Below are 13056 nucleotides of genomic sequence, written 5' to 3' on the forward strand. Positions count from 1 at the left end.
GCTATATGTTGTTAGTTGATTCTCACTGCCATCTTGACGGACTGGATTACCAGTCTTTGCATAAAAATGTCACCGATGTGCTTGAAAAAGCGCAATGCCGGGATGTTGGGTTTGTGTTGGCTGTTGCAACCACATTGACTGGTTTTCGCGCGATGACTGAGCTTATCGGTGAAAGAGAAAACGTCGCTTTTTCCTGTGGAGTACATCCGCTTAATCAGGATGCGCCTTATGATTATGCTGAACTGCGCGAGTTGGCTTCTTCTCCTGCGGTGGTGGCAATGGGGGAAACCGGCCTGGATTATTATTATCAGCAGGAAACCAAAGTGCAGCAACAAGCGTCTTTTCGGGAGCATATCCGCATTGGCCGCGAGTTAAACAAACCGGTCATTGTGCATACCCGTTCGGCCCGAGAAGACACATTGACGATTCTGGAAGAAGAAAACGTAGAAGCCTGTGGCGGCGTATTACACTGTTTTACAGAAGATCTGCCGACAGCAAGGAAACTGCTGGATATGGGGTTCTATATCTCTTTTTCAGGTATTGTCACGTTTCGTAATGCAGAAGAGCTACGCGAGGTTGCTCGATATATACCGCTGGACAGAATGCTGATTGAAACTGATTCACCGTGGCTAGCACCGGTGCCCTATCGGGGCAAAGAAAATCAGCCTGCCTATGTCCGTGACGTCGCTGAATATTTGTCCGTCCTTAAAGGCGTCAGTCTGGAAACGTTGGCAATGACTACAACCCATAACTTTTCACAGCTATTTCATATTGATTCAGCACGGTTGACCGCCACTGAATAGTGGATGAGAATAGCCGGGTTTTTTTTCGCTTCGTAATTAATGAACGAGAACATAAGTCTAACTCAGCTTGTATCTGGGCCGGGTTGCGGCTTTTTTTAGTGATTGATCACAAATAACGAGACTTTCAGTATGGATGCTGTCTATCCGTACATTAAAACGTGACTGTTATCAAACATTGAACACGGCATTTATTTTACTCTGCGTAAAAATTATGAGGGTGCTAAGACACCCAACACCGGGAAGAATGTTATCCCCACCTTCAATGCCATATCAAAAATAAAAGTACTAGCACTATATACTCAGGAGCACTCTCAATTATGTTTAAAAACGCATTTGCAAACCTGCAAAAAGTAGGTAAGTCGCTCATGCTGCCGGTATCTGTACTGCCTATTGCAGGTATTCTGCTGGGCGTCGGATCGGCCAATTTTAGCTGGTTACCTGCGGTTGTCTCTAGTGTCATGGCACAAGCCGGTGATTCGGTATTTGCCAATATGCCACTGATTTTTGCTATTGGTGTCGCGCTGGGCTTCACCAATAACGACGGTGTTTCAGCACTGGCTTCAGTGGTTGCCTATGGCATCATGGTCAAAACCATGGCCGTTGTGGCACCATTGGTTCTGCATTTGCCAGCGACAGAAATCGCTGCCAAGCATTTGGCCGATACTGGGGTTCTGGGGGGGATTATTGCAGGCGCCATTGCGGCGTATATGTTTAATCGTTTCTACCGCATTCAGTTGCCGGAGTATCTGGGGTTCTTCGCTGGTAAACGGTTTGTACCGATTATTTCCGGACTGGCTGCCATTATCACAGGTCTGGTTCTGTCTTTCATTTGGCCACCAGTGGGAAGCGTTATCCAGACTTTCTCTCAGTGGGCGGCTTATCAGAACCCGGTAGTAGCCTTCTTTATCTACGGTCTTGTCGAACGTAGCCTGGTACCGTTTGGTTTACACCATATCTGGAACGTACCTTTCCAGATGCAGATTGGTGAGTTCACCAATGCGGCGGGTCAGGTATTTCATGGCGATATTCCTCGTTACATGGCGGGTGACCCGACTGCTGGCAAACTGTCTGGCGGTTTCCTGTTTAAAATGTACGGTCTGCCAGCTGCGGCTATTGCCATTTGGCATACAGCCAAACCGGAAAACCGCGCTAAAGTCGGTGGGATTATGATCTCAGCGGCATTGACCTCTTTCCTGACAGGGATCACTGAGCCGATTGAGTTCTCTTTCCTATTTGTGGCGCCAATTCTTTATGTAATTCACGCTATTCTGGCAGGTCTGGCATTCCCGATCTGTATCCTGCTGGGTATGCGAGATGGCACCAGTTTCTCCCATGGTCTGATCGACTTCATCGTATTAAGTGGCCACGGTAGCAGACTGTGGTTGTTCCCGATTGTGGGCCTTGGTTATGCGCTCGTTTATTACACTATTTTCCGTGTGCTGATTGTTAAACTGGACTTGAAAACACCTGGTCGTGAAGATTCCACTATCGAGCAGCTCTCACAGAACAGCACCGAAATGGCGGCTTCGTTGGTATCGGCATTCGGTGGTAAAGAAAACATCACTAATCTGGACGCTTGTATTACTCGTTTGCGTGTCAGCGTAAGCGATGTTGCCAAGGTGGATCAGGCTAGTCTGAAACAATTGGGTGCGGCCGGTGTTGTGGTTGCCGGCTCTGGTGTCCAGGCTATATTTGGTACCAAGTCTGATAACCTTAAAACCGATATGGATGACTATATCCGCAATCACTAAGCAGGTAGTGGGTTGCTATTGAAAGGAGGGTGCGAAAGCGCCCTCAGACCGTTGACAAACTTAGATATAGCGTCAGAACGGTGATAATGAGGAAGAGGAGTAAAGCATCCGCGCCAGGGATGGCGCGGCTTGAGCTTACAGGGAGGGACTTGCAGCGCCTTTACGATCTTCTCATTATCGCCGCTATATAGACGTTGTCATCAAACTCAGGGCGCGAAAGCGCCCTTTTTCATGCGTAAAAAACAGTCTGGACATGAAACCGATAATCGGTTCCCTCTCAGAGGATTTCAGCAGTAGGATAAAAGAACAACCGGTAGCAACATGATTAACCATACTTTGAAGGGAAGAGTGATGCAGATTTCAGCCGCCCAGTTAATACAGATTTCGCGTGAATTGTTACGAAAGGCAGGATGTGAGGAAGATGAAGCGTTATGTGTGTCCGATCATCTGGTGGCCGCCAACCTGAAAGGGCACGATAGCCATGGCGTCGGCATGTTACCGGACTATGTCAGCTTTATTGCCCAGGGCTTGATGCACCCGAATACACCTGCGCGTTTATTACGTGATGCTGGTGCTGTGCTACAGTTTGCCGGTGATCGTGGCTTCGGTCAGCGTACCGGAAAAGAGGCGATGCAAGCTGCTATTGAGCGAGTAAAAACAACCGGTGTCTGCCTGATGACATTATCATCGACTTGCCATCTTGGCCGAATTGGAACGTATGGAGAAATGGCGGCCGAGGCTGGCATGATAGCCATCCACTTTGTTAACGTTAATGACCTGCCGCCGTTGGTTGCACCTTTTGGTGGCAGCGAAGCGCGTTTCGGAACCAATCCGATTTGTATCGCTTTCCCTGGCACTCACGAGCACCCAGCGTTTATTCTTGATTTTGCTACCAGCATGGTCGCGTTGGGGAAAACACGGGTGGCTTATCTGGCTGGCAAAACATTTGATGACGATGTCATGCTGGACCAGAAAGGGCATCCGACCAACGATCCCCGTGTTATGTGGGAGGGCGAAAGTACCGGCGCGCTGAGGCCGATTGCCCTGCATAAAGGCGGTGGACTGATACTGGCGGCAGAGTTGCTGGCCGGTATTTTGTCTGGTGGGGGAACGGTTCAGCCAAACAACCAACGCCAGGGAGCGATTGTGAACAACATGACGACCATTGTGATCGATCCTTCTCAGTTGGTTGCCATGGAGTGGCTGCAACGGGAATATGATGACATGCTGGAGTATGTCCGTTCCTCAAAAGCCACGGATCCGAATACACCAATATTGATTGCGGGTGAGCCGGAGATACAGACACGGCAACAGCGTACCGCGGTCGGTGTAACGGTTTCAGATCAGGAATGGCAGAGAATTGTCGCTGCCGGGCATCAACTGGGAATGTCCGCTACAGCATTTTCTGTATAACCATAGGGCTAGTTTGCTTAAAGCGACAAAGAAAGTTGAAAATAACCAGATTCAACACGCATACTGCCAGCACACTGCTAACCAGTGCCGATTTTTAAAGGATATATATCATGGCTGAAGAAACTATTTTTAGTAAAATTATCCGCCGGGAGATTCCTGCCGATGTGGTCTACCAGGATGAATTGGTTACTGCTTTCCGTGACATCGCACCACGTACACCTACCCATATTCTGATTGTTCCGAATGTGTTGATTCCAACCGTTAACGACACCACCGCCGAGCATGAAGCCGCTTTAGGTCGCATGATTACGGTTGCCGGAAAAATTGCGCAGCAGGAAGGGATTGCTGATGATGGTTACCGCTTGATTATTAATTGCAATCGTCATGGCGGACAGGAAGTTTATCACGTACATATGCATCTTCTTGGCGGATGTGCGCTGGGGCCTTTGCTGGCTATTTAATTTATGCCTGTTATGTGCAGATCCATTGATACCCTGTCCGGTAACGGTGTCATTTTTCTGACAACATGCAGAACATTTTTCAATGCACAGTAGCTGAGATGTGAGACAGGCACGTTTTCAGCGCTTTCGGTACGGCGTGTTACGAGGATAAATATGAAAAAATATCTAGGACTATTGCTGTTGGCGTTGGTACTGGCTGGGTGTTCCAGCCGTCCACCCGAGTCTGGACAACCGCCTGCCAGCATTGAGCCGGTACAACCGGAAAAACCAACATTGCCGCCACAAAGTGAGCCCCTGCCTGTACCGCCTAAACTTCAGACATTTGACTGGGACGCGAGCATAACACCACTGATTGATCAGATGCTCAAGACGAGCGGCATCAACAAGGGCAGTATTCTGTTGGTGGATAACATGAAAAATAACACCAACGGTGCGCTGCAAACAGTCAACGCCACCACGTCTATTTATCATGCACTGGCAGCCAACACGGTGTTTACGGTGGTGTCACGGGAACAATTAGCCGTTGCCCGACAAACGTTGGGAATTTCTGCGGAAGATAGCCTGGGATCACGGACCAAAGCCATTGGTCTGGCGCGTTACATCGGCGCACAATATGCACTGTACAGCGATGTCAGTGGAGATGTGAATTCGCCCAATCTGGATATGCAACTGATGCTGGTACGAACCGGTGAAATCGTCTGGTCCGGCAGTGGCACGATACACCAGTAAAAATGAGTTGGTGGCACTCATCCGTCAGGTTATCCCGACGGTGGTAACCACCGGTTTTCATTTGGTGCCGATCAGCGGGCTGAGTTCGGAAAACTGGCGGATTTGCACGTCGCAAGGTGATTGGCTGGCGCGTCCCCAGTTATTGGCGGGATTACAGATTGGTACTGATCGTCAGCGTGAGTTTGTGGTATTGCGTCAGATGGCGGCGCATGGATTGTCGCCCCGACCGCTATGTTGGCAGAAAGGATGGCTGATTATTGAGTGGTTATCCGGCCATATCGCCACACAGGAGACATTCATTGATGCAGTTAATGATGGCAGTCTGGCTGTCAGTCTGGCGCGTTTGCATCAGCAACCTGGCTATGGTTTTCTGCTTGATCTGAAAACACGGTTTGCCCGCCACTGGCAGTTGATGGACCCTGGTCGTCGTTCGCCGGCATTATTAAAACGACATCAGATGTTTCAACATCGTCGCCTTCCTGAAGGTGGTATCTTCGCACCTCTGCATCTCGATATACATGCTGGCAATCTGCTGCAAAAACAGGATCAGTGGTGGTTTATTGACTGGGAGTATGCCGCTGATGGTGATATTGCGCTGGAAGTGGCTGGGCTATTTCGCGCCAATGATCTGAACGAGGCATCACAACAACGTTTTCTGGACGCGTATTGTCATCAGTGGCCGGGATTATGGCCTGATGTGCTCGGGCATCGGGTTTACCAGTGGTTACCCTGGGTCGACTTCATGATACTGATGTGGTACGAAGTGCGCTGGCAACAAACACACCAGAAATCATTTTTGCAGGCTGCTGACGCGATGCGGCTGAGATTGGGAATAACACCTTGAAACGGCAGGAGCCGTGACCTATACCATACCGAGCAGATAAATAAAGGGGTTTTTGTGGGGCCGTTAATGTTAGATGTTGCCAGCTATGAGCTGGATGCTGAAGATCGTGAAGTTTTACAACATCCGTTGGTCGGTGGCGTGATTCTATTCAGCCGAAATTTTCATGATGTCGCACAGTTGCGAGAACTGGTGCGGCAAATCCGCCAGGTTTCTGGGACGCGGCGAGTGATAGCGGTGGATCAGGAAGGTGGCCGGGTGCAACGGTTTCGTGAAGGTTTCACCACGTTGCCAGCAGCACAGGCATTTGCGGCACTCAACGATCTGTCCCGTGCCCAGCAGTTGGCGGAAGAGGCAGGGTGGTTGATGGCGGCGGAACTGGTGTCAATGGATATCGATATCAGTTTTGCCCCGGTATTGGACGTGGGTCATCAGTGTACCGCGATTGGCGAGCGTTCATTCCATGACCAACCGGAAATTGCATTGGCCGTGGCGGGTCGATTTATTGATGGTATGCACAGCGCGGGAATGAAAGTTACGGGTAAGCATTTCCCCGGACATGGTGCTGTTATTGCTGATTCGCATAAGGAAACCCCTCGAGACGACCGTCCGCTAGATCAAATTCGTACGCGCGACATGTGGATGTTTCGTGAGTTGATTTCACGTCAGCAGTTAGATGCCGTCATGCCTGCCCATGTAATTTATACTCATGCTGATCCGCATCCTGCCAGTGGTTCTCCTTACTGGTTAAAACAGGTACTCCGTCAGGAGCTGGGTTTTGGCGGCGTCATATTTTCTGATGATCTCTCAATGGAAGGTGCGGCTGTGTTGGGAAGTTATACGGCGCGTGCGCAGGCGGCGCTGGATGCCGGGTGTGATATGATTCTGGTGTGTAACCAACGTAAGGGCGCCGTTAGTGTACTGGATAATTTGTCTCCGGTTATGGCGGCAGGAATAAGCAATCTTTATCATCGGGGAACCTTTACCCGTCAGCAATTGCTAGACTCACCGCGTTGGAAACAGGCCAATCAAGCGTTGATTGCGTTGAATGAACAATGGCAGACGTACAAGACGGATAAGCTATAAACACCTATTCTATTAGGTAATAACCTGGTGTGTCAGTAAATGCAGTGGTGAGGATACAGATGATTATCTACTTACACGGTTTTGATTCAAGCAGTCCCGGCAACCATGAAAAAGTTCTGCAGTTGCAGTTCATTGACGACGATGTTCGTCTGGTTAGCTACAGCACATTACACCCCCGTCATGATATGCAACACCTACTGAAAGAAGTGGACAAACTGTTGCAGTTTAGTACTGATGATCGTCCACTTATCTGTGGTGTCGGGCTGGGGGGGTTTTGGGCAGAGCGCATTGGTTTTCTGTGTGATATTCGACAGGCTATCTTCAATCCTAATCTGTTTCCACAGGAAAACATGCTAGGGAAAATTGATCGTCCCGAAGAGTATGTGGATATAGCCACCAAATGCGTGGATAACTTTCGTGAAAAAAATCGTGATCGTTGTCTGGTAATGTTGTCCCGTCATGATGAAGTTCTTGATAGCCAGCATACTGCCCAAGTGCTGGATAACTACTACGAAATTATTTGGGATGAAACTGAAACCCATAAATTCAAGAATATCTCACCGCATTTGCAGAGAATGAAAGCGTTTAAAACGCTGGGATAATTCCTTTCAAATTTCTTTTTTCTTTACCTCATCAGGCTCAGCATGATACGGGCCTGATGCCCTTTTCTAAATGAACAAACCCACTCTAAATTATTGAACAATAGGTTAAAATAGCGGCTTCGTGGCCTATGTAACTAAAATAAATTGATATATATCAATTTTGGTGTGACCAAATAACCACGCATGCTATTCTGATGAAAATCACTCGATTTAATTTAAACATAACACTATGTAATATAATGTTATTCTCTATTTAACTTATTATTAACTATTGGTTCATTATTTTCTCAGGGGGTTATTTTGACATCAATGCCAATCAAAAAAATCGTGATTGTCGGCGGCGGTGCGGGCGGACTGGAACTGGCAACCAGTTTGGGTCATAAACTAGGACGCAAGGGCAACGCTGAAATCACGTTGATTGATCGCAACCATAGCCATCTCTGGAAGCCGTTATTGCATGAAGTCGCTACCGGTTCACTGGATGATAATATGGATGCGTTGAGCTATCTGGCGCATGCTCGCCATCACCATTTCCGATTTCAGTTGGGTACGTTGACGGATATTAATCGTGAAAAAAAAGTGGTTCAACTGGCGGAAATCCGTAACGAACAGAGTGAACTGCTGGTAGTGGAGCGTACCTTGCCATATGACATTCTGGTGATGGCGTTGGGTAGCATATCGAATGATTTCGGTACTTCTGGCGTTAAAGATCACTGCATTTTCCTGGATAACCCCAGACAAGCACACCGTTTTCACAATGAAATGCTGAATCTGTTCCTGAAATTTACAGCCCACCATGGCGAGAAGGATCGGGTGAATATCGCTATTGTTGGTGGTGGCGCTACTGGGGTTGAGCTGTCTGCTGAACTGTACAATGCGGTTAAACAACTACATAGTTACGGATTTGACGGATTAGATAATCAAGCGCTGAACGTGACGCTGGTAGAAGCGGGTGAACGTATTCTGCCGGCGCTGCCAGCACGAATCTCTGCCGCCGCGCATCAGGAGTTAACCAATATTGGTGTCCGGGTATTGACCAAAACCATGGTGACCAGTGCGCAATCGGACGGATTGAATACCCGGGATGGTGAATTTATCAATGCCGATCTGATGGTTTGGGCGGCGGGCATTAAAGCACCCGACGCGATAAAGGACATTGCGGGTTTGGAAACCAACCGTATCAACCAGTTGGTGGTTGGGCCAACGTTACAGACAACCCGTGATCCTGATATTTTTGCCCTTGGTGACTGCGCTTCCTGTCCGCAGCCAACTGGAGGCGTTGTGCCACCGCGTGCTCAGGCCGCGCACCAGATGGCGTCACACTGCTATAGCAATATTCTTGCGCTACTGAATGGTCAGTCACTGAAACCTTATATATACAAGGATCACGGCTCACTGGTTTCGCTGTCTAAATTCAGCACGGTTGGTAGTCTGATGGGCAACCTGATGCGAGGATCGGTGATGATTGAAGGCCGAATCGCCCGTATCGTTTATATTTCCTTGTATCGTATGCATCAGATAGCACTACATGGATATATTAAAACGGGATTGATGATGTTGGTAGGTGGTATCAACCGAGTGATCCGTCCGCGTCTGAAGCTGCATTGATCGTTTGTCCCTCCTGGTCTGCATTCGCAGGCCAGCTACATTATTGATACTCTTCTCTGGGCAGCAGAATATCCCGTCTTTTTGCGCACTCTCGTTAAGAAAATTCCCAATTGGGTTTTTATTGTCACCAATCTACTATTTTTAGTTAACAAATCCTATTGTGAGCGAGAAAGACATTGTGCAAACTCTCGCATGTTTACTGGCGGCGGCGGTGTATATGTCACTATCTCTGAAGGATGGTTATTTAGATGTAATCTCTGCGCTGCCGTGTAATGCATGTCGGGGCAGATGATGAACAATGTATAGTCATAGAGTCAGGAGGTTTCCTGTGAACAAATCAATGTTAGCGGGTATAAGTATCGGGATGGTTGCGGCATTGGGGCTGGCTGCAGCTGCCAGTTTGGATGTCTTTTCGTCCAAACCTCAGTTTGCGCAAGTGTTGACAGCAATCCCAATTAAAGAAACGGTGAAAACACCACGTAAGGAGTGCCGTAATGTGACGGTCACACATCGTCAACCGGTGCAGGATGAAAATCGTCTTGCCGGTTCGTTACTGGGGGCAGTTGCGGGTGGTGTACTTGGACATCAGATCGGTGGTGGTCGTGGTCAGGATGTGGCAACAGTTGCGGGTGCGCTGGCTGGTGGTTATGCCGGGAATCAAGTTCAGGGGAAAATGCAGAACAGCGATACCTATGTGACCTCCCAACAGCGTTGTAATACGGTCTATGATAAATCGCAGAAAGTGCTGGGCTATGACGTGACCTATAAAATTGGTGATCGGCAAGGCAAAGTCCGAATGGATCGCGATCCTGGCACCCAAATCCCACTGGACCGCAATGGTCAGTTAGTGCTTAATCCGCAGGTTTAAATTTGAGTATCAGATAAACAAAAACGGCGTTTTTACCGTAATGATTGTCGGTTATGAAACCCGGCTACAGAGGAAAACAACCACGTTAGGTATCTCTCTGGGAACCCAACGTGGTCTCTCTTCTTAAAACAGGGTTAAGTGAGCAGCATTAGGGTGTTGGTGGCTATTATTATAGCCAACGCTTTTTTCCATTTGGTATGTCTATTCAGTCATAAAGATTATCTGCCTGTACCGGGGCATGCATTTTACTCGGGCGAATGCGTTTAACCGAATCACGGATCACCAGCGTGCCATTCAATAGCAGATTACCCATTACTCTGTCCGGCTGCATAAGCTGGAGTTGTAGTAATCTGACGGCTTCTTTACCTAATTCGTCTCGCGGTACCTGCACCGACGTCAGGGGAATATCATGAATCGCTGCCAGATTAGCGCTATCCATACTCATGACGGAAACCTGCTGTGGTACTCGTAACTGGGCTTTATGCAATGCATTTACTACACCTGCCGCCATAAAATCACCGCCGACCAATATGGCTGTCGGCATCTGTTCTGGCGAACAACCGGCTAAAAATTCAGTGACTTTCTGTTCTGCTTCGGTCGTGCTAAATCCTTGAGTAGTCAAGAGACATCGCGCTTCGTCAAAGGATAAATTATGGCTTTGGTAGGCATCACGGATACCTGCCAGACGAAGCTCCATGGTGTAACGCCGCAGACATAAAAGAGTAAGTACCTCGCGGTGCCCTTGTTCAAATAAGTAGTTAGCTGAGAATTCGCCAATCAATTGATGTGCTGGCGAAACACCCGGTAGCTTCATTTTGCGATCAATACAGTTGATCAGAATGCAGGGTTTACCCAGGTCGGTTGCCAGCGCATGAACATACGGATCATCAATACCCACCAACATGGCGGCTTCTGTTTCAGGATCACGCATTTTTTCCAGAAACAGTGCCACATCACAATCATTCTCTTCCAGACCACAATAGCGCAGGCGCACATCATGCAATGACAGCGCCTCGATGATGCTTTGAATAACGTTGTGATAAAAAATGTCAGACCGCACATTGAATGCCCGGGATGGCGCGAAAATCATCAAACTCTTCAGCAATAAACGCCCCACGACCAAATCATCCAGTACGCCCTGCTGTCGGGCTGAATGAAGTATGCGTTCTCTGGCAGTGTTGCTGGTATTGGTTTTTCCCGACAACACACGAGAGACTGTACTGATCGAAAACCCCGTTTGTGCCGCGATTTCGCGTATTTTCAGGTTTCTTTTCATTTTGTGATCTCACTACATTTATCAAATGAAAAAATTTTCATGACAGATAAATAGCTTTCATACGGGTGTTTTCTGCCAGAAAGATGTTTCTCTGAACATAACATGAAAATAATTGCAAAAATTCGGGTATTCCCAGGTTTTCAATTCTTCTATCTTGACTCCGATAAATCAATTCAGTGCTGATCACTGGGTTCATTAACTATAAATGTTTTAAAAAACAAAAAGATAAACATATAACTCTGCACAGCTTGATGACTGGTGGGTTTGGCATATAGCAGAACGCTGTCAGTCAGTGCGGTCCTACAAGGAGATCATCATGAGTCTCGACATTAATCAGTCTTCATCAGTAATAAAAGAAAAACGTAAATTGAAAAATTTGCGCTGGTGGATGCTTGTCCTGTTCCTGCTTGGTGTAACGGTCAACTACATTACTCGCAACTCTCTGGGTATTCTGGCCCCGGAACTGAAAACCAGCCTCAATATCAGTACCGAACAATATTCATGGATTGTCGGCGCTTTCCAACTGGCCTATACCATTTTCCAGCCATTATGCGGTTGGTTGATAGATGTGATTGGCCTGAAAGTGGGCTTTATGGTCTGCGCCATTGTCTGGGCAATGATGAGCCTATTGCACGCAGGCGTCAGTGGCTGGTTACAGCTTGCTGTCCTGCGTTTCTTTATGGGCGGAGCGGAGGCAGCCGCTACTCCGGCCAATGCCAAAACCATTGGCGAATGGTTCCCCAAAAAAGAGCGCCCAATTGCGGCCGGTTGGGCCGGGGTCGGGTTTTCCATTGGTGCGATGTTGGCACCGCCGATTATTGTTCTGGCTCACGTGTCTTTTGGCTGGCAAGGTGCATTTTTGTTTTCCGGCCTGTTGGCAATGGTGTGGGTGGTACTCTGGGGGTTGTTTTACCATAGCCCGGAAACGCATCCCAATTTGAGTCGTGAAGAGCTGGCAATTATCAAGCAGGATAATGAACCGGCTCCGGTCAGGCAGCCTTTTTTCACTGCGCTGGCGACGGTGGCAAAGAATAAGCGTTTTTATGGTATCGCTATTCCAGCATTCATGGCAGAGCCGGCGTGGGCTGTGTTGAGCTTCTGGGTTCCACTGTATCTGGCCAAAGATCAGGGAATGGATTTGAAGCATATTGCCATGTTTGCCTGGTTGCCTTTTCTGGCGGCTGATTTTGGTAGTGTAATCAGTGGTTATCTGACCCGGTTATATGCCCGGTTGTTCGGTTGTTCCCGGATTAACTCCGTCGTCGCCAGCTCAGTAACCGGTGCCTTTCTGATGATATCGTTGGCGTTGGTCAGCATAACTAAAGACCCTTACGTCGCTATCATGTTGATTTCGATTGGTGGATTTGGTCATCAGGTGATCTCGTGCATGCTCAGTGCGCTGGTGGTGGAATCGTTTGACAAAGGGCAGATGGCCACTGTCAACGGTATGCGCGGGTCTTTCGCCTGGATTGCCAGCTTTCTATTCTCACTGTTGATCGGTGTGACTGCGGACAAGATTGGTTTTAACCCTTTGTTTATCGCCATGGGCTTTTTCGATCTGTTCGGTGCAGTGTTCCTGATCGCATTTATCGCTGAGCGTCGCTCACGAGTACATTAA

General features: G+C 48.2%; 12 protein-coding genes. 11 read left to right on the forward strand and 1 reads right to left on the reverse strand.

Translation table 11 applies throughout. From position 1 onward, the window contains the following. Positions 1 to 5 precede the first annotated feature (5 nt). From CWC46_RS11815 to CWC46_RS11860, 10 genes are all read left to right on the forward strand, one after another. On the forward strand, positions 6 to 803 hold the full coding sequence (locus CWC46_RS11815) for a metal-dependent hydrolase (RefSeq protein WP_021016371.1): 798 nt from the start codon (positions 6 to 8) through the stop codon (positions 801 to 803). Between the two features lie 317 nt (positions 804 to 1120). Beyond that, a complete protein-coding gene (gene ptsG / locus CWC46_RS11820; RefSeq protein ID WP_021016370.1) occupies positions 1121 to 2554 on the forward strand; it encodes a PTS glucose transporter subunit IIBC in 1434 nt (477 codons plus the stop codon). Positions 2555 to 2905: 351 nt separating this feature from the next. Then, positions 2906 to 3967, forward strand: coding sequence for a malate/lactate/ureidoglycolate dehydrogenase (locus tag CWC46_RS11825; protein WP_021016369.1), 1062 nt, complete (start codon positions 2906 to 2908; stop codon positions 3965 to 3967). Between the two features lie 110 nt (positions 3968 to 4077). Then, positions 4078 to 4428: a purine nucleoside phosphoramidase gene (hinT, locus tag CWC46_RS11830; protein WP_021016368.1), complete on the forward strand. Its 351-nt coding sequence runs from the start codon at positions 4078 to 4080 to the stop codon at positions 4426 to 4428. Between the two features lie 153 nt (positions 4429 to 4581). Beyond that, positions 4582 to 5157: a penicillin-binding protein activator LpoB gene (gene lpoB / locus CWC46_RS11835; RefSeq protein WP_021016367.1), complete on the forward strand. Its 576-nt coding sequence runs from the start codon at positions 4582 to 4584 to the stop codon at positions 5155 to 5157. Further along, positions 5117 to 6001, forward strand: a complete 885-nt coding sequence (locus tag CWC46_RS11840; RefSeq protein ID WP_021016366.1) for a phosphotransferase — start codon at positions 5117 to 5119, stop codon at positions 5999 to 6001. Before lpoB ends, CWC46_RS11840 begins: the two co-directional genes overlap by 41 nt. Before the next feature lie 54 nt (positions 6002 to 6055). Next, positions 6056 to 7084 carry a beta-N-acetylhexosaminidase gene (gene nagZ / locus CWC46_RS11845; protein WP_021016365.1) on the forward strand — a complete coding sequence of 343 codons (1029 nt, stop codon included), beginning with the start codon at positions 6056 to 6058 and terminating at the stop codon, positions 7082 to 7084. 59 nt (positions 7085 to 7143) lie between these two features. After that, positions 7144 to 7686 carry an alpha/beta hydrolase YcfP gene (gene ycfP, locus CWC46_RS11850; RefSeq protein WP_021016364.1) on the forward strand — a complete coding sequence of 181 codons (543 nt, stop codon included), beginning with the start codon at positions 7144 to 7146 and terminating at the stop codon, positions 7684 to 7686. A 309-nt stretch (positions 7687 to 7995) separates the two neighbouring features. Further along, on the forward strand, positions 7996 to 9294 hold the full coding sequence (locus CWC46_RS11855) for an NAD(P)/FAD-dependent oxidoreductase (RefSeq protein ID WP_021016363.1): 1299 nt from the start codon (positions 7996 to 7998) through the stop codon (positions 9292 to 9294). 328 nt (positions 9295 to 9622) lie between these two features. Next, entirely contained in the window at positions 9623 to 10162 is a 540-nt protein-coding gene (locus CWC46_RS11860) for a glycine zipper 2TM domain-containing protein (RefSeq protein WP_021016362.1), read from the forward strand. 205 nt (positions 10163 to 10367) lie between these two features. Here CWC46_RS11860 and CWC46_RS11865 read toward each other — a convergent pair whose 3' ends face one another. Then, positions 10368 to 11438, reverse strand: a complete 1071-nt coding sequence (locus CWC46_RS11865) for a LacI family DNA-binding transcriptional regulator (RefSeq protein ID WP_021016361.1) — start codon at positions 11436 to 11438, stop codon at positions 10368 to 10370. A gap of 316 nt (positions 11439 to 11754) precedes the next feature. Between CWC46_RS11865 and CWC46_RS11870 the strand changes: the two genes are divergently transcribed. Continuing rightward, positions 11755 to 13056: an MFS transporter gene (locus CWC46_RS11870; protein WP_021016360.1), complete on the forward strand. Its 1302-nt coding sequence runs from the start codon at positions 11755 to 11757 to the stop codon at positions 13054 to 13056.

This window comes from Prodigiosinella confusarubida (assembly GCF_002847015.1).
Lineage (GTDB): Bacteria > Pseudomonadota > Gammaproteobacteria > Enterobacterales > Enterobacteriaceae > Prodigiosinella > Prodigiosinella aquatilis.

Bases quoted from the DNA above. Each gene is read 5' to 3' on its own strand.
- CWC46_RS11815 (WP_021016371.1), top strand. From the start codon at position 6: ATGTTGTTAGTTGATTCTCACTGCCATCTTGACGGACTGGATTACCAG.
- ptsG (WP_021016370.1), top strand. From the start codon at position 1,121: ATGTTTAAAAACGCATTTGCAAACCTGCAAAAAGTAGGTAAGTCGCTC.
- CWC46_RS11825 (WP_021016369.1), top strand. From the start codon at position 2,906: ATGCAGATTTCAGCCGCCCAGTTAATACAGATTTCGCGTGAATTGTTA.
- hinT (WP_021016368.1), top strand. From the start codon at position 4,078: ATGGCTGAAGAAACTATTTTTAGTAAAATTATCCGCCGGGAGATTCCT.
- lpoB (WP_021016367.1), top strand. From the start codon at position 4,582: ATGAAAAAATATCTAGGACTATTGCTGTTGGCGTTGGTACTGGCTGGG.
- ycfP (WP_021016364.1), top strand. From the start codon at position 7,144: ATGATTATCTACTTACACGGTTTTGATTCAAGCAGTCCCGGCAACCAT.
- CWC46_RS11855 (WP_021016363.1), top strand. From the start codon at position 7,996: ATGCCAATCAAAAAAATCGTGATTGTCGGCGGCGGTGCGGGCGGACTG.
- CWC46_RS11865 (WP_021016361.1), bottom strand. From the start codon at position 11,438: ATGAAAAGAAACCTGAAAATACGCGAAATCGCGGCACAAACGGGGTTT.
- CWC46_RS11870 (WP_021016360.1), top strand. From the start codon at position 11,755: ATGAGTCTCGACATTAATCAGTCTTCATCAGTAATAAAAGAAAAACGT.